12 protein-coding genes and 1 pseudogene are annotated in these 17,358 nt (G+C 69.9%); 5 read left to right on the top strand and 8 right to left on the bottom strand.

The genetic code is table 11. From position 1 onward, the window contains the following. The first annotated feature begins 11 nt into the window (after positions 1 to 11). From VGV13_08410 to VGV13_08395, 4 genes and pseudogenes are all read left to right on the top strand, one after another. Positions 12 to 140, top strand: a pseudogene (locus VGV13_08410) (AbrB family transcriptional regulator). Between the two features lie 617 nt (positions 141 to 757). Then, a complete protein-coding gene (locus tag VGV13_08405; GenBank protein ID HEV8641104.1) occupies positions 758 to 1,618 on the top strand; it encodes an alpha/beta hydrolase in 861 nt (286 codons plus the stop codon). Positions 1,619 to 1,678: 60 nt separating this feature from the next. Beyond that, the gene (locus VGV13_08400; protein HEV8641103.1) at positions 1,679 to 1,828 is read left to right on the top strand and encodes a hypothetical protein; all 150 of its coding nucleotides are present in this window, start codon (positions 1,679 to 1,681) and stop codon (positions 1,826 to 1,828) included. After that, positions 1,829 to 2,230 (top strand): SRPBCC family protein, encoded by a 402-nt coding sequence (locus VGV13_08395; GenBank protein ID HEV8641102.1) that lies wholly within the window; start codon positions 1,829 to 1,831, stop codon positions 2,228 to 2,230. Positions 2,231 to 2,240: 10 nt separating this feature from the next. On the opposite strand, the gene VGV13_08390 is transcribed toward VGV13_08395, so the two are convergent. Genes VGV13_08390 through VGV13_08355 form a run of 8 tightly spaced genes read right to left on the bottom strand, consistent with a single transcriptional unit; the run spans position 2,241 to position 15,509 of the window. Then, positions 2,241 to 4,187 (bottom strand): alpha-1,4-glucan--maltose-1-phosphate maltosyltransferase, encoded by a 1,947-nt coding sequence (locus tag VGV13_08390; protein ID HEV8641101.1) that lies wholly within the window; start codon positions 4,185 to 4,187, stop codon positions 2,241 to 2,243. After that, a complete protein-coding gene (locus VGV13_08385) occupies positions 4,187 to 5,446 on the bottom strand; it encodes a glycosyl transferase family 2 (protein ID HEV8641100.1) in 1,260 nt (419 codons plus the stop codon). The genes VGV13_08390 and VGV13_08385 overlap by 1 nt, the downstream gene beginning before the upstream one ends. Then, positions 5,443 to 6,633, bottom strand: coding sequence for a glycosyltransferase (locus VGV13_08380; protein ID HEV8641099.1), 1,191 nt, complete (start codon positions 6,631 to 6,633; stop codon positions 5,443 to 5,445). The genes VGV13_08385 and VGV13_08380 overlap by 4 nt, the downstream gene beginning before the upstream one ends. Further along, complete coding sequence (locus VGV13_08375; GenBank protein HEV8641098.1) at positions 6,630 to 7,301, bottom strand: DUF5752 family protein; 672 nt, start codon at positions 7,299 to 7,301, stop codon at positions 6,630 to 6,632. Before VGV13_08375 ends, VGV13_08380 begins: the two co-directional genes overlap by 4 nt. Beyond that, entirely contained in the window at positions 7,298 to 10,174 is a 2,877-nt protein-coding gene (treY, locus tag VGV13_08370) for a malto-oligosyltrehalose synthase (protein HEV8641097.1), read from the bottom strand. The genes VGV13_08375 and treY overlap by 4 nt, the downstream gene beginning before the upstream one ends. Continuing rightward, on the bottom strand, positions 10,171 to 12,564 hold the full coding sequence (locus tag VGV13_08365) for a DUF3536 domain-containing protein (GenBank protein ID HEV8641096.1): 2,394 nt from the start codon (positions 12,562 to 12,564) through the stop codon (positions 10,171 to 10,173). Before VGV13_08365 ends, treY begins: the two co-directional genes overlap by 4 nt. Next, positions 12,564 to 13,808, bottom strand: a complete 1,245-nt coding sequence (gene glgC, locus VGV13_08360; GenBank protein ID HEV8641095.1) for a glucose-1-phosphate adenylyltransferase — start codon at positions 13,806 to 13,808, stop codon at positions 12,564 to 12,566. Before glgC ends, VGV13_08365 begins: the two co-directional genes overlap by 1 nt. Before the next feature lie 3 nt (positions 13,809 to 13,811). Next, entirely contained in the window at positions 13,812 to 15,509 is a 1,698-nt protein-coding gene (locus VGV13_08355) for a 1,4-alpha-glucan branching protein domain-containing protein (GenBank protein HEV8641094.1), read from the bottom strand. Between the two features lie 64 nt (positions 15,510 to 15,573). On the opposite strand from VGV13_08355, the gene treZ reads away from it, so the two are divergent. Next, entirely contained in the window at positions 15,574 to 17,358 is a 1,785-nt protein-coding gene (gene treZ, locus VGV13_08350; GenBank protein ID HEV8641093.1) for a malto-oligosyltrehalose trehalohydrolase, read from the top strand.

Below are 17,358 nucleotides of genomic sequence, written 5' to 3'. Positions count from 1 at the left end.
AGACTGACACCATGAAACCCGCTCGCGCGAAACTGTTCCAGAATGGCGGCAGTCAGGCGGTCCGCCTCCCAAAGGAGTGCCGGTTCACTGCTCAGGGCGACGTTTTGGTGCGTCGTCAAGGCCGTCGCGTCATCCTCGAGGCGGCGGATGAGTGGCCGGACAAGTTCCGGGCTTGCCTGGGTGCCTGGCCTGGGAAGATTCCCCGCCCGAAGCAGCAGCGCGTCCGGGATCTGCGTGATCCGTTTGCCTGATGCCACGGTACATGCTCGACACGGACACGGTGAGCTTTGCCCTCCGTGGCCAAGGACGGGTCGCGGCACGTCTGCTCGAACACCGCCCGTCGGATCTCTGTATCAGCTCGATCACCCTCGCGGAACTGCGCTTCGGCGCCGAGGCAAGACGCTCACCGGAAACTTCACCGTCTGATCAGTACCTTCGTGGAGTCCGTTGAGGTTGTCTCCTTCGATCAATCCGCTGCCGGTCGCTTCGCCACGGTCGCGGCCGCACTGGCTCGGCGCGGCGAGCCGATCGGGACGTTCGACACCCTCATGGCTGCTCATGCCCTGTCGTTGGGGTTGACGTTCGTCACGAACAATACCCAGCACTTCAGGCGTGTCGTAGGGCTCGAGACAGAAAACTGGGGCTGAATCCGTGGGCCGCCGAACAGCAGGCTGGAGCGGACCGGCAGCGCCGGCCGCTCAGCCTGAGCGTTCGGCAGCCTCAGGGAGGTGCTGTAGAGAGTCAGGGAGGAAGTGATATGCGGGTGCTCGTCAATGGCGTACGACTCTTCTTTGACGTCGAAGGCGCCAGCCTCGTCCCCGACGGTCCGATGATGAGGGAGAAGCCAACGCTCATCCTGCTCCACGGCGGCCCCGGCATGGACCATTCGCTGTACAAGCCGCAGTTCTCACAACTAACGGATATTGCGCAAGTCGTTTTCCTTGACCATCGCGGGAATGGGCGCAGCGACGCAGGACCCCGCGAGACGTGGACGTTGGCTCAGTGGGGCGACGATGTGCACGCGTTCTGTGAGGTGCTCGGGATCGCGCGCCCGATCATCTTGGGCGCGTCGTTTGGCGGCATGGTCGCCCTGGCGTACGCCACGCGCCATCCTGAACACCCCGCCAAGTTGCTCCTGGTGAGCACCGAGGCAGCGGGCGGAACACATCTGGAGCAGAAAGTCGCGCTGTTTGAACGCTTGGGTGGACCCGAGGTCGGGGCGCTCGCCCGCCACCGCCTGCTCGACGGGCACACGGACGAGGCTACGCTCGAGGCCTGGATCCGCATGGCCTTCCCTCTCTACACGCGGACCCCACGGGATCCGGACGTGGTGCGCCGCGCGATCCGCCATCCCGAGGTCACCCACTGGTTCACCCGGCCGGGCGGCGAGGGCCGCACGTTTAACCTGTTCCCTGCGCTTCAGCGCGTGCAGTGCTCGACACTCGTGCTCGGCGGAGAAGAGGACCCCATGACCCCGATCGAATGTCAGATGGAGATCGCTGCCGCTCTTCCGGCACATCTGGTGCGCTTCGAGAGGTTCCCTAGGTGCGGTCATGGGGTGGTCGCCGATGCGCCGGAGCGTGCCCTGGCGGTGATTCGGGACTTCATCGTGCACTGACATGGCCCACCGTGAGAAGGGCGCCGACCCGACACCGCGATCGTGCATGCGACGTGGGAGATGACCGGTTTCACGCTTCCGTCGGGAGAGATCGTCAAGGACTTCAAGGGGATCATCGGCATGGTCATGGTGCAAGACGGCGACTGGCTGATCCGCGCGGTCCAGAACACCGTCACCACCCCCACGAAGCCGAAGAGGGGGCGAGCCTGAATGGCGCCTGTTCTGAGATCCAGGACGCTGAGTGTTTCCATCGACCGTCCGCCCGGGCACGTGTATGGCTTCGTCTCGAACCCCGAGAACCTGCCGCGGTGGGCGACGGGCTTGTCTCGGTCGGTGAGGAGATCGGAGGGCCAGTGGGTCGTGGAGACGCCGGACGGTCCCATGAGGATCCGATTCGTCGGACGGAACGAGCTCGGCGTCCTCGACCACTACGTGAGCCCGGCGGCCGGGGCGGAAATGCTCGTTCCGATGCGAGTGGTGCCTAACGCCTCGGGGAGCGAGATCCTCTTCACCGTCTTCCAGATGCCCGGGATGTCGGACGAGAAGTACGCCGAGGACGTCGGGCTGGTCGAGCGCGATCTGCGGACGTTGAAGAAGATCCTGGAGGGCTAGGCGCTCGCCGTCAGCGCTGCGGGACGAAGATGGCGGCGGGTTCGTGCTGGGGGTCCAGCGTCACCCGGCCGCCCCGGCCGCGCCACTCCTGCCAGGTGTCGGTGATCAGCTCGTGTAAACGATAGGGCCGGTCTTCGGGGATGCCGAGCTCCCCCAGCGGCAGCTCCACCAAGGCGGAGTGGGTGGCGAACGGATCGAGGTTGACGGCGACGAAGACGACGTCGCCGCGCTCGGGGGTCATCTTGCCGTAGAAGAGGATGTGCGGGTCGTCGGAGGGATAGAAGCGGAGGTTGGTGTAGAGCTGCAGCGCGCGGTGGTCCCGCCGGATCCAGTTGACCTTGGTGACGAGGTCGACGATGTTGCCGGGGGCGTCCCAGTCGCGCGACTTGAGCTCGTACTTCTCCGAATTCAGGTACTCCTCGGAGCCCTCCGCGAACGGCTGGTTCTCGCACAGCTCGTAGCCCGAGTAGATGCCGTAGAGCGACGAGAGCGTCGCCGCCAGCACCAGGCGCATCCTGAAAGCGGGGCGCCCCCCCTTCTGCAGCGTGGCGTGCAGGATGTCGGGGGTGTTGGGCCAGAGGTGGCCGCGGAAGTACTCGGCGACGGGGGGCTGGGTGATCTCGGTGAGGTAATCGATCAGCTCCTGCTTCTCGTTCCGCCAGGTGAAATAGGTGTACGACTGCGTGAAGCCCGCCTTGGCCAGGACCTTCATCATCTTGGGCCGCGTGAACGCCTCGGCGAGGAGGATGACGTCCGGATGCTCATCCTGGACGCTCCGGATCAGCCACTCCCAGAACTTGACCGGCTTGGTGTGCGGGTTGTCCACGCGGAAGCTCCGCACGCCGTGGCCGATCCAGAACTCGAGGATGCGCCGCATCTCCTGCCAGAGCGGACGCGGGTCCCGGCCGTGGAAGTTCAGCGGGTAGATGTCCTGGTACTTCTTGGGCGGATTCTCGGCATACTTGATGGTGCCATCCGGCCGGTGGAAGAACCACTCCGGGTGCTGCCGCACGTAGGGATGATCGGGCGAGCACTGGATGGCGAAGTCCAGCGCGACCTCCAGCCCCAGGGCCCGCGCCCGCTCGACGAAGCGGTCGAAGTCGTCGAGCGTACCCAGCTCGGGATGGACGGCCATGTGGCCGCCCTCCTCGCTGCCGATGGCCCAGGGGCTGCCCGGGTCGTCGGGGCGGGCCACCAGCGAGTTGTTGCGGCCCTTGCGGTGGGTGCGGCCGATCGGATGGATGGGCGGCAGATAGACCACGTCGAATCCCGCGGCGGCCGCGCGCTCCAGCTGGGCCTCGGCGTCCTTGAAGGTGGCGTGGCGTCCCGGCGGGCCCGAGCGGGGGAAGAACTCGTACCAGGCGGCGAAGCGAGCGCGCTCGCGGTCGGCGACGATCTCGAACTCGCGCTCGGCCCAGGTCGACTCGCGGCGATCCAGGTGGGCGTGCATCAGCGCGCCCAGGCGCTCCTCGCGGGCGGCGGCCACGGCCTCGGCCTGGGCGGGACGCAGCGCGAGGCGCCCGGCATACGCCTCCAGGGCCTCGGCCTCCCGACCCAAGGCGCGCCCGGCGGCCGCGCGCACGAGCCCCGCGCCCTCCACGAGCTCGCTGCCGACGTCCTGGCCGGCCTCCACGCGCTTGTCCAGGTCCGCCAGCCACGAGCGGAACGGGTCGGCCAGCGCCTCGATGGTGAAGACCCAGCGTCCGATCGCCTCCAGCGTGAACCGTCCCGCCCAACGGTCGTTGTCCACGAAGTGCATCGGGCTTTCGCGCCACGCGCCTTCGCCGGCGAGGCGATACCTGACGAAGGCCACCAGCACGTCGTGGCCCTCCTTGAAGATGTCCGCCGATACTTCGACGACGGCGCCGACCTCCCGCTTGGCCGGATAACGGCCACCGTCCACGGCGGGCGCGACGTTCTCGATGACGACCGTGCGCCAGGGTCCGGAAGGGAGCACTAGCGCCACCTCGCGACGAGATACGGCTTCAGGCGCTCGAAGGCGGCGCCCACGGCCTCCAGCATGGCCTCGGTGCCCGCGGCGTCGCGTCTCTGGGTGGCGATGACGAAGGCGGCGGTGCGGCCCAGATAGAGCGGCACCAGCGAGCGCAGCAGATGGTCGCGGTGCACGACGCCGTAGTGGTGGCCGAGCGCGAAGTCGTAGACCACCCGCGCCCAGAGGTCGTCAGGAAACCGAAAGCGCGCGACGTCGGTCACGTCCAGCGCCAGCACGTCGGCCAGCGTCTCGGGGCCGAGGATGTCCTCCCAGATGGGCCCCAGGTCGCTCAGCCCTTGCCGGAACGCTCCGATCATGCGCTCGACGTCCACCGCCATCGGCTCGGTGGAGGGCAGTACCGGATCTCCCAGGGCCGGCAGCGGTTCGCTACCGCGCACTTCGAGCCAGAGGTCCTGGTGGCGGTCCATCACGGTGAAAACGGCCCCCAGCGTCTGGGCGACCATCGTGGGCAAATCGGTCGTGCGGGTGCGCGATTCCACGCGGCGCCGGCCGAGCCACGCCTCCCACACCGCGAAGCCGTCAGCAATCGCCGTGCCGACGATCCAGAGATCCGTGACGTCGCGCCCGGGCCAGGTCCACCGCGGATGGAGGAGCAGGTGCTCGAGCAGGCGCGCCGAGAGCGCCTGCGAGCCCGGCAGCGGCTGGCGCAGGCGGCGGCCGTAGAGGGCCCGGATCAGCGGCGCTAGCAGGAGATTCGTGATGGTGCCGTCGTAACGGTGGCGCGCGTACGTCGGCGCCACGAGATCGGCCTTCTCCTCCCAGACGGGGCCCACCAGGCGGGCGATCCACGCGTCGGTCATCGAGGTGACCTCCGCCTCCAGCACGACCAGCGCGCGGACGCCCAGGCGCTGGGCGATGCCGAACGCGAGGCGCAACGCCCCGCCCCGCCCGGGGACGCCGTGGAAGGGCACCGTGGCGCGCTCGGTCATCGGCGCGTCGTGACGGGCCAGGACGACCGGAAGCGCGCCGGCGGCCAGCAACTCCGGTGTGCCGTCCGACGATCCGGCGTCGGCGTTGATGAGCGCCGCCGGGACGCCCGGAAAGTGCTTCTCCAGCCCGGCCCGTGCCACCTCGGCCACCGCCGGGGCCGTGGCCGCATTGTTGTAGGTGAGCAGGGCCACGGCGATCTCCGCGGAGCGCAGGCGCTCGACCTGTTCCTGGAGCTCCGGGGGCAGGTCACGGGCCGGGGAGACGTCGGTCATCCGGCGAGATGGATCAGGAGCGCCAGGTAGTCCGTGATGTGGCGGGTGACGAGGAACGTGCGGCGGACGTGCTCCCGCCCGGCCGTCCCCATCCGGGCGATCAGCTCGGGGTTGTTGAGGAGGTGGCGGAGGCGAAACGCCGCGCCCTCCACGGAGTGCACCGTGTAGCCGGTCACGTCGGAGATGATCTGCTGGGCGAGCCCGCCCCCGAACCCACCCACGACGGGCTTGCCCTTCCACATCGCCTCGGCGGCGCCGAGCCCGAAGCCCTCGCGCACCGACTTCTGCAGCACGATGGTGGCGCCGCGCTGGAGCGCGTTGATCTGGAGGTGCGCGTCGGGGGGCAGCTCCAGCACGACGATGTCGGGATCATGGTGGGCCGCCTCCCGGAGCTCGGCCAGGACCTCCAGGCTCTCGCGATCGTCTCCCGCGGTGCCGGCCAGGACCAGCCGGATATCATAATGCTTCTTGACGAGCCGGCACGCGTTGACGACCCCCAGCGGGTCCTGGGCGCGCGTGAAGGGACCGATCTGCACGAGCAGCGGCTTGTCCTGGGCCAGGCGCAGGGACCCGAGGATCGTCGCCACCTCGCGGGGGGTCAGCTCGCGGTTCTTCTCGGACAGGGGATCGATGGACGGGTAGATGACGTACTGCGGCACCCCCAGGCGCCGGGCGAATTCCGGCAGCGAAAAGACGGTGGCGTCGTACTGGGAGACGAACTGCCGGAAGAAGGACCACGCCCGGCGCTGCGCGCGGGAGCAGTCGAAGTGGCAGCGCCACACCCAGCGTCCGTCGGTCCGCTGGGCGACGAGCGTGGCCGGCTGGACGTCATGGACGACGACAAGGTCGGCCTCGAACGACAGCTTCTTGGCGTTCACCCGGTTCATCTCGACGTAATGGGCGAGCGCCTCGTCGGCCAGCACGCGCTCGGCGCCCTCCAGGGCCGCCTGCAGCGCCCGCGTCGTCGTGTAGAAGCCGGGATCGCCCCCCGTGATCTCCCAGCGCGTGTCGATGCCCATGTCGCACAGGATCGGCACCGCCGCGCGCAGGATCTCGGCAGGGCCCCCACCGAACCGGCCGCCGCTCACGTGGAGGAACCGTCGCCCCCGCACGCGCTCGGCGAGCTTCAGGATGATGTCGACGACGCCGGGCGGCGCCACCTGACGGTAGTCGTCGATCCGGGTCACGCCACTTCCTCTTCTAGGGCCTGGTCCACGAGGCTCAGCACGCGCGCGCGCACGCGCTCGAGGCTCGTCATGTAGGTGTCGATGCGCTCGATGCGGTCGGCCAGAGCCGGCAGCTCGAGCGAGGTGCGCAGCCACTCGGCGAAGTCGCCCGAGGGGCGACCGAGCCGGGTCCGCGCCTCGACCATGTGGAAGTAGATGGCGCTCGCGTCCACCGCGGCCAGGCCGTCCCGGAACTCGGCCAGGTTCGTGGCCAGCGGGCCCAGCTCGACCTGCACGATGTGCGACTGCTGGAAATGGAACGCCCCGGCCAGCTCCGCCCGCGGCACCGTGTTGAGCTGTCGCAGGTGATCGTGGATGATCGTCACCAGCTCCTCCCGGAGCAATTCCAGATCAGGGAACCCGAACGGATCCACGACGGCGAGGCGCTCGGCCAGCGCCTGGTCGCGCACCTCCACGGCCGTCCACCGCGCGAAGTCGTTGCCGTAGGCGGTGGTGAGCGGCCGATGGCGCAGGAAGTAGCCGTGCGTGTGGTAGAAGACCGAGCCGGCCGGAACCTCCTCCAGACGGTCCATCAGCTCGCGCTCGTCCAGGGCATGCTTGTCGAGCGCCTGGCGCAGCTCGACGCAGCCGATGAAGCCGAAGGGATTCCTGGCCGTCCGCGTCCTCACGCCGCCATCCCACTCCCATCTTCGCGCACTAGCAGGGCTACCGGGAAGCTTGCGAACACGCGGCCGAGGCTGAGCACCCCCTCCTCGGCGGCGACCCCCTCGCCGGTGAGCGGGTTGACGAACCGGGAGCCCGCTTCGGGGGGAACGCGCAGGCGCGTCTCGTGGCCCCAGTACTCGCGCCCGAGCGGCGGCTCCTCGACGGCGCGGCGCGCGAGCAGGCGGGGCACCACGGTGAGGGCCGCGGTGTCTCCCGAGAGCCGTGCGAACGCGCAGACGTGGTCGGCGAGGGGCCCCTCGGTCTCCAGCGGCCGGTAGTCGCCCTCCCGGAACAGCGCCGCGTGGGCGCGGCGGCAGGCCAGCGCCTGGCGGATCACGTAGAGCTTGATGCGCCCGTCCTCTTTGTTCTTGACGAGCTCCTGGGCGAGCGCGGCCCGGTCCGGCGCCGCCTCCACCGCCGCCGCCAGCTCCTGGAGCATGCGCCGGCGGAGCGCCCAGTCCACCGGCCGCCGGTTGTCGGGGTCGACCAGGCTCAGCTCCCACAGCTCGGTGCCCTGGTAGAAGTCGGGGACGCCCGGCGCCGTGATCTTGACGAGCGTCTGGGCCAGCGCGTTGAACGCGCCGAAGTGGGCCACCCGGGCCTGGAAGGCGGTGAAGTCGTCGAGGAAGCGGGCGGAGCGGGCGGGATCCAGGATGGCCTCGACGAAGCGGGCGATGGCCTCGTCGTAGCGGGGGTCGGGGTTGATCCAGCTCGTGTGGGACTTGGCCTCGTGGATGGCCTTCAGCATGTACGTGCGCAGGCGCTCCACAGTCACCGGCCAGGCGCCGACCAGCGTCTGGTAGATCAGGTACTCCGTGTTGGCCCCCGGCGTCGGCCGCGCATCGACGATCGCCCGGTGCTTGCGGTTCAGCTTCTGCCAGAGGCCGACCCGCCGGCGCCACTCGCCGGGAATCTCGCTGAGGACGTTGATGCGGGCACGGACGTCCTCTCCGCGCTTGGTGTCGTGCGTGGAGGTGGCGCTGAGGCCGTGCGGGAAGGTGCGCTGCCGCTCGGCCATGGCCGCGTGGAACTCGGCCAGCGGCGTGCCGAAGCGGGAGGGGTCGCCGCCGACCTCGTTGAGCGACACCAGCCGGTTGAAGCGGTAGAGGGCGGTGTCCTCGTAGCCCTTGGCGGTCACCGGTGCCGTGATCTGCTGGAAGCGCATGGCGAAATCGAGCCGCTCGCGGCGATCGTCCTCGCCGGCCCAGGGCGGGTACTTGAGGGTGAGGATGTCCTGGATCCAGTCGTAGATCGAGGCACTCATCGTCGGCGTCCGGCGCTTGGCGTGGGCCACCGCCCGGGCGATGTACTCCCGGTCCCGCTCGTGCGGCCCGCCCTCGTCCTCGCCCACGTACGTGCGGTAGACGGGGAAGTTGGCGATGATCTCGGCCAGCGCCCGGGCCAGGCTCAGCAGCGTGAAGTCGCGGGAGGAGCGGTGCTTCTCGGAAATCAGGTTGAGCCGATGCGCGAGCATGTTCAGCTCCGAGGCCATCGACGTGTGCATGATCAGCCGCTTCGACTCGTAGACGACCTCCGTGAAGGGCGGGCGCTCCTTGATGAGCCGCGCATAGACGTGCTCCATGGCCCGGGCCTGGCTGCGGTCGACGAAGATCCCGTTGAGGAGATTGATGAACTCGTAGCCGGTGGTGCCGGCCACGGCCCACGTCCGGGGCAGCGGCTCCCCCGGCCCCAGGATCTTCTCGGCGACGACGTAGAAGCCGGGCCGGTCGCTCGCGGCCACGCCGCGGGCGCGGGCGCACTCGCGCTGCAGCCGCCGGAAGTACTCGGCGGGCGCGTAGAGACCATCGGGGTGGTCGATGCGCAGGCCGGTCACGCACCCCTCGCTCACCAGCCGGAAGGTCAGCCGGTGCGTCTCGGCGAAGACGTCGGGGTCCTCGACACGGATGGCCGCCAGCTCGTTGATGTCGAAGAAGCGTCGGTAGTTGATTTCCTCGCCCGCCACCCGCCAGAACGCGAGCCGATAGGCCTGGTCGTCCAGCAGGTCGTCGAGCAGATCGAACGATTGCGGATCGTCCGGCGTACCGTTGAACCGGCGGACGTTGTCCTCCAGGAACTCGCGCACCTCGCGGGAGCGCTCGAGCAGCGCGGCCAGGCGTACCCCCCCGGCCTCCTTGTGGGCCCGGATCGTCTCGCGCCGCTCACGATCACCCACGGCCGGAGGCGGCAGGGTCACGAACCACGCGGCCAGGGCCTTCAGCTCGCGCAGGGCGGGATGCTCGGGTCCCAGCGCCGCCTGCAGCTCGTCGAGCCGGTGACTCAGGATCCGGGCGTAGGAGCGCGGCGCGAGCGGCAGCAGCGTGTCGTAGTAGCGGATGGCGACGACGCCCTGGCCCAGCTCGAGCCGCAGCTCGCCGCGCTCGAGCACGATGCCGTACTGGTCTCCCAGGATGGGGAGCAGGACCTTGCCCGCCAGCTCCCGCTTGACCGGAGCCCAGTCGATGTCGAAGACGTGCGCGTAGCCGGAGCCCGGCCCGTTCTCGAGGACGTCCAGCCACCAGGCGTTGCGGTTCTTGGCGATGCCCATGTGGTTGGGCACGACGTCGATGAGCAGCCCCAGGCCCTGCCGCCGCCGCGCCTCGACGAACCGCGCGAACGCCGCCTCGCCCCCCAGCTCGGCGCGGATGCGGTTGTGGTCGGACACGTCGTAGCCGTGCGAGCCCTCCGAGCTGGTCTCGAAGAAGGGCGACGTGTAGCAATCGGAGATGCCGAGGGCCGCCAGGTAGTCGAGGACCCGCGCGGCGTCGTCGAAGGTGAGCTCCCGGCCGAGCTGCAGGCGGTAGGTCGCCAGCGGCACGCGGGGCCCGGCTGCCGTCACGCCGCCTCCGCCGGCAGCGCGAAGCCGAGCGCGTCGGCCAGGGGCCGGAGCGTCTGGCGCGCCTCCGGGTGATCGCGCCACAGCGCGAAGAACTGGTTCTGCGTGCGCCAGAGCCCGAAGTTGACGCCCAGGCGCTTGGCGCCCTGGACGAGGGCCACGGCCCCGGCCACGCGATCGGCCGTCGGATGCTCGCCCACGGCGTCCAGCGCCCACCCGATCGCCCGGTTCATCGCCCAACGGCCGGGCGCCAGGTCGAGGCCGAGGCCCAGCGCCCGCGCCTCGTCGGCGAGCTCGAAGACACGCTCGGGCAGCGCGCCGGCCTCGGCGGCGCGGCCCAGCTCCGCGATGATCTGCTCCTCGAACACGTGCTTGGCGGTGATCCGGAACACTTCGGGGATGGGCGCGTCGGCCTCTCTCAAGTAACGCACCAGCTTGCGGCTCTCCTCCCAGACCCGGTGGTACGTCTGCTCGTACTTGTCCAGGACGGCCTGGGTCACGCTGGCCAGCACCCGCCGGCGCTGCTCGATGAAGAGGTGGGTGAGCGCGAAGATTTCCTGATAGAAGTACTCGTCGAGCCCGCGCACCATGTCGGCCAGGCTGCGCTGGGCGTAGCGCCGCAGGAGATCCGTCTTCATCGCGTCGTAGCTCTCCGGGCCCTCGTAGCTCCGGATACCGCAGGAGAAGTCGTGACCGCCGAAGTGCAGCACGGCGTATATGATGTCGCGGGACTCGCCGGTGATCTGCGAGGCCACCCGCACGCGCCCGATGCGGAGCACGGTGCCGTTGTACGACTCGCGCTCGTCGTCGAGCCGCTGCACCCGCCAGGCGTAGATCACCGCGTCGTCGGGATACTCGTCGAAGAGTCCGCTGATGGCGTAGTGGGCCACCACCCGGCGCAGATCGACGACCGCGGGACGGATCAGCTTGCGGTAGACGTCGCCGCCGTCACGGAAGAGCGCCACGTTGCTGGGCGCCGCCTCCAGCCGGCGGATGAACTCCGCCTCCAGCTGGCCGCCGCCCAGGTCGCGCAGGTACTGCAGCGCCATGGCCGCGTACTTGAGGATCTGGGTGGGCTCGAGCCCCGAGAGCTCGTCGAAGAACCACCCGCACGACGTGTACATGAGCAGGCGGTTGCGCTCCATCTCGAGGAGCCGGCGCGTCTCCACCTGCGCGGCCGCCTCCAGCGGGGTGCGTTGCTGGCGGGCCAGCCAGGCGCCGAGCTGCTCCGGGCTGCGGTCCAGGATCACCTCGATGTAGGCGTCGCGCGCCGCCCAGGGGTCCTTGAGGTACGCCGAGGCCCGCGCCTCGTAGAACGCGTCGATCTGCTCGCGGAGCCAGTCCAGGGCCTCCCGCAGCGGGCCCCGCCAGCGCTGGTGCCAATCGCCGCGGATCCGGCAGCCACAATCGGCCCGCCACCGCTCCACGCCGTGGGCACAGCTCCACGACGTGCGCTCGTGGATCTCGACCTCGTGGGTCGGCGGTTGGGCGGCCAGGAACAGGCCGTAGTTGCTGAGCGTCGCGAAGCCCTCCACCTCGATCTGCTTGATGGCCGCGGCCAGCGCCATGTCGCCGAATTTCTTGTGGTGGCCGTAGGACTCGCCGTCGGTCGCGCAGTGGACGACCTGGGTCCAGGCGCGCTCCTCGCTGAAGCCCGCCTTCAGGCGGGCGACCAGATGTTCGCCGCGATCGAGCGCGTCCCCGAAGGCGATGGCCCGGGAGATGGGGCCGTCGTAGAAGAAGAGCGCGAGGGTCCGGCCGCGGGGGCCGCGCCAGAGATAGGGTCGGCTGGGGTCGATGCGCTCGTTGACCTCTTCCCAGGCCTCGGTCCCGATCTTGCGGATGCGCCAGGCCTGGTGCGGGGCCAGGATGGTGAACTTCAGTCCTGCCTCGGCCAGGATCTCCAGAGACTCGTTGTCCACGGCCGTCTCGGGCAGCCACATGCCCTCGGGCTCACGCCCGAAGCGCTTCTCGAAGTCCCGGCACCCCCACAGCACCTGCGTGATCTTGTCGCGCCGGATGGCCAGGGGCAGGATCATGTGGTTGTAGACCTGGGCGATCGCGTTGCCGTGCCCGCCGTGGGCCTGCGCGCTCAGCCGGTCGGCCTCCAGAATTCTGGCGTGGACGTCCGGCACGTGGCGCTCGAGCCAGGCGATGAGGGTGGGGCCCACGTTGAAGGAGATCTTCTCGAAGTTGTTGACGATGTCGAGGATCCGGTTGTCCTGACCGACGCGGCGGGCGGCGGTGTTCGGCGCGTAGCACTCCGCCGTCACCCGCTCGTTCCAGTCGTGGTAGGGCGCCGCTCCATCCTGCACCTCGACGGCCTCCAGCCACGGGTTCTCGCGCGGCGGCTGATAGAAGTGGCCGTGGATGGCGATGAAGCGGCCGGCCATCAGAGCTCTTCCAGGGACGTGAGGAACTCGCGCCGCCCACCCCGCGGCACCACCACCAGGCCCGAGCCCGGATCGACGTGGTAGCGTCGCCGGTCGGCGGCCGGATCGAGGCCGATCTCGGCATCGGCCGGGACGATGTTGAAGCGGTCGACGATGGCGCGCCGGAGGCGCGCGCCCTTGCCCACCGTGGTGTGGTCCATGATGATCGAGTCTTCGATCACCGCGCCCTCGTTGACCCACACGCTGCGGCCCAGGATCGAGTTGCGGATGGTGGCCCGCTTGATCAACGAGCCCTCGGCGATCTGGGTGTTGTCGACGTCACCGCCGATGAAGCGTGCCGGCGGACCGGGGTACTGCCCGGTGCGGATGGGCCAGTCGCGGTTGTCGATGTCGAAGCGCGGCGCCTCGCCCAGCAGGTCCATGTGGGCCTGCCAGTACGCGTCGATCGTGCCCACGTCGCGCCAGTAGCCCGGCTCCTCGTAGGGCTTGACGCCCGGCACCTCGTTGAGCTGGAAGTCGTAGGCGAAGACGCGTCGGGTCGGGACCAGCTCGGGGATGATCGAGCGGCCGAAGTCGTGGTCGGTGCTGCGCCGCGCGTCGGCCAGGAGCGCCTCGGCCAGAACGGAGCGGTTGAAGAGGTAATTGCCCATCGAAGCCAGGACGCGCTGCGGGTCGCCGGGCATCGGGGTCGGGTGGGCCGGCTTCTCGTGGAAGTCGACGACCCGCGCGCTCGCATCCACCGTGAGCACGCCGACCTGCGGTGCGTCGGCCAGGGGCACCGGCCGGGCGGCCACGGTGACCTCGGCGCCCGCCTCCCGGTGGAAGCCGAGCAGCTGGTTCACGTCCATCCGGTAAATATGGTCGGAGCCGAAGATCGCGACGATGTCGGGGTTGAAGTCGTCGATGAGATTCAGGTTCTGCAGCACGGCGTCGGCGGTGCCCCGGTACCAGGCGGGGCCCGTGCGCATCTGCGGCGGCACCACCGTGACGAAGTAGTCGGGGACGATACCGGTCGTCCGCCAGGCCAGGCGCACGTGCTCGATGAGCGACTGCGACTTGTACTGCACGAGGATGTAGAGCGAGAGCAGCTCCGAGTTCACGAAGTTGGACAGGACGAAGTCGACGATCCGGTGCCGTCCGCCGAACGGCACCGCCGGCTTGGAGCGGTCGCGCGTCAGCGGGTGCAGGCGCTCGCCCTTGCCGCCGGCCATGATCATCGTGAGCACGCGGGGGCGTCGGGCCATCGCTCAATGGCCCCCGGCCCCGCCGCGGGCCCAGGCCGGATCGAGCTCGGGAAAGCAGAAGTCCTCGCGCTCCAGGCGCCGCAGCATGCCCGCCGCCTCAGGCGACAGGGCCTGGCCGTCGGCCAGCGCGCGGGCCAGCTCAGCCAGGTGCTTGAACTCCGCGTAGTGCTCGGCGACGCGGCGCTCGGCGTAATCGCGGGCCGCCCAGGTCGTGATGAGGAACTGCCAGTCGGAGGCCTGGAGCAGCAACAGCTCTCGCGTCGCCTGCGCCAGCACGCGCCGGAAGTCCGCGTTGGCCCCGTCGGCCCGGCCGAGGAGCTCGACCCACTCGGCCTCGGCGCTGTAGACGCGGTCCCACGTCCACTCCGTGTGGGCGTTGAGCCACACGCGGTGATCGCCACCCTCGCCCCAGGAGCCCTCCGGCAGCGACACGGTCGCGCGCGGCGGCACCGCCTCCAACGCTTCGCCCAGCGTCATCGCCGTCACCCCGGCGGCCTGGAAGCCGCGGGCCACCTGCTCGAGCCACGCCGGCCCCTCGAACCACCAGTGGCCGAACAGCTCCGCGTCGTACGGCGAGCAGATGAGGGCCGGCCCCTGGGTGGAGGCCTTGGCCGCGGTGTCGCGGACGAGCTCGATGAAGTGCCGGGCCTGCAGGGCGATGCGCTGGGCGGCGACCTCGGGCTCGTAGGGGGCCTTGGTCCCCAGGTCTTTCGCCGCATCGGTGATGCGCCAGAAGCGCAATCCGCCCGGGAAGTGCTTCTTGTGGAACTCGAGGTAGGCGAAGTCGCCGGGATAGCCGTGCTCCCGGCTCCACACTTGCAGGGTTGTCTTGGGGTCGCGGAAGAAGGCGATGGCGCTGCCGTTGCCCCCACGCGAGGCGACCCGCCAGGGCGCATAGGGCGAGCGCCGCTCCGTGCGGGGCATCTCCGGCGGCGCGTCGACGATCTCGCCGCGCAGGGGGAAGTAGTCACGGTAGAAGAACAGGGGCGCGCCGGCGGCGATCAGGTGCGCGTCGGCGATGAAGTACTCGAGCCCGTGGGCGGCCAGCATCTCCTCGATCCCCGGCCGGACCTGCCGGGTCTTGCTCTGCTCGGGGCCCGTGGGCGGCGTCCACTCGTAGCGTGGCCGGTAGGCGCACTCGGGCAGCCAGATGCCGCGGGGAGCGCGGCCGAAGTGGCGGCGGTGCGTCTCCACCGCGGTGCGGAGCTGGAGATGGATGGACTCGTCGCGGGAGAGGAGGGGCAGGTAGCCATGGGTCGCCGCGCAGGTGAGAATCTCGATGTGACCCTGGTGCTCGAGGTCGGCGCAGGTGCCCGGGATGTCGCCGCCGATGCGGCGGTGCAGCTCCCACATCCGCTCGTAGAACTGCTCCCAGAAATGGGTGAGCTTGACCATGTCCTGGCTGCCTTCGCGACCGAAGTGCTCCCGGCTCTCCACGCACGCGCGGCGGGTGTTTTCGTAGTAGAAGGCCAGCTCCTTCTGGAACTCCGGGGAGGCAAGCTGCTCGGTGAGAACCGGCGAGAGGTTGATCGTCCACTTGGGCGAAATGCCGTCGGCGACGAGACGGTGGACCACGTCCAGCAACGGCAGGTAACATTCGAAGGCCGCTTCGCAGAGCCAGTCGCTGCCGTGGGGCCAGCGACCGTGATTGACCACCATCGGAAGATGGGTGTGGAGGACCAGTGAGAACGGATAGCCCATCGGCGCGTGCCCTTTGTCGTGGCCCCCGGCGCGATCGGGGCCAGGAGTCTCCACATTGGACCGTATGAACGGATTCGGCGCAAGCCTTCATCACGAGGGCGTGACCTTCCATGTCTGGGCACCCCGCTGCCGCTCGGTGGAGGTGGTCCTCGAGGGCCGCCGGCCCCAGCCCATGGCCCCCCTGGACGACGGCGTCTTCGAGCTGACCGTGGGGCGCCTGGGGGCCGGCACCCGCTATCAGTACCGGCTCGACGGCGAGCGGTACCGCCCCGATCCCGTGTCGCGCTGGCAGCCGGAGGGGGTGCACGGTCCCTCCGCGGTGGTGGACCCCTCCGTCTTCACCTGGACCGATGGGGGGTTCGGCGGCCACGGGCTCGCCGACCTTGTCTTCTACGAGGTACACGTCGGGGCGTTCACCACCGCCGGGACCTTCGAGGCGGCCATCGCCCACCTCAACCAGCTCGCCGATCTCGGGGTCACCGCCATCGAGCTGATGCCCGTCGCCGAGTTCCCGGGCTCGCGCAACTGGGGCTACGACGGTGTGCATCTCTACGCCCCCCAGTCGACCTACGGGGGGCCCCAGGGCCTCCGCCGCCTGGTCGACGCCTGCCACGCCCGCGGCCTCAGCGTCGTGCTCGATGTGGTCTACAACCACCTGGGCCCGGAGGGCAACTACCTCGGGGAGTTCGGCCCCTACTTCACCGATCGCTACAAGACCCCCTGGGGTCAGGCGGTGAACTTCGACGGCCCCGACGGCGCGGGCGTGCGCCGGCACTTCATCGACAACGCGCGCTACTGGGTCCGGGAGTTCCACGTCGACGGCCTGCGCCTGGACGCCATCCACTCGATTTTCGACGCGAGCCCGCTGCACATCCTGGCCGAGATCGCGGAGGCGGTGCGGGCGGAGGCCGCCCGGCTCGGCCGCCCCGGCCACGTGATCGCCGAGTCGCACGACAACGACCGCCACATCGTGCTGCCGCGGGCCCAGGGCGGCCTCGGCCTCGACGCCGTATGGTCGGACGACTTCCACCACGCGCTCCACGTCCGCCTTACCGGTGAGCGGGGGGGCTACTACGTCGACTTCAGCGACCGGCGCCACCTGCCGCGCGCGCTCAGCGAGGGCTTCGCCTACCAGGGAGAGCACTCCGAGTACTTCGGCGGCGCCCGGGGCACGGCCAGCGCCGATCTCCCCGCCGAGCGGTTCGTGATCTTCACCCAGAACCACGATCAGGTGGGCAACCGCGCCCGCGGCGAGCGGCTCGGCGCGCTGGTGCCGTTCGAGGCGCTGAAGCTCGCGGCCGCCCTGATGCTGGTGGCGCCGGCCCTGCCGCTCCTCTTCATGGGCGAGGAGTATGGCGAGACGGCGCCCTTCCAGTTCTTCACGTCCTTTCTGGACCCCGAGCTCGCCGAGGCCGTCCGGCGGGGTCGGGCGGCGGAGTTCAGCCGCTTCGCATGGGAGGGCGCGATCCCCGACCCGACGCTGCCGTTGACGTTCGTCAGGTCGCGGCTGAATCACTCGCTGGCGGCGGCGCCGCGCCATCACGCGCTGCGGGATTACTACCGGGCCTGGCTCGGGCTCCGGCGCGCGCACCCGGCGCTGGGCGCGCGCAACAAGGAGCGGACGCGCGTCGACCTCGATCCGAGCGGCGCCGTGCTCACCGTGACCCGTGCCTCCGCGGAGGGCGACCCCGTCCAGCTCTTCGCCAACCTCACCGCGGAGCGCCGGCCCTGGGTGGAGCCGGCCGGATCGCGCCTGTTGCTGGACAGCGCCGACCCGCGCTTCGGCGGCGAGCCGCGGACCTATCCTCTGGCGCCGTTCCAGGTCTTGCTCTTCGAGCTGGCGCGGTGA

It is taken from the genome of Candidatus Methylomirabilota bacterium (assembly GCA_036001065.1).
Classification (GTDB): domain Bacteria; phylum Methylomirabilota; class Methylomirabilia; order Rokubacteriales; family CSP1-6; genus MNEF01.
Note: the sequence above shows the minus strand (reverse complement) of the source record. Positions and strands in the feature narration are given on the sequence as shown.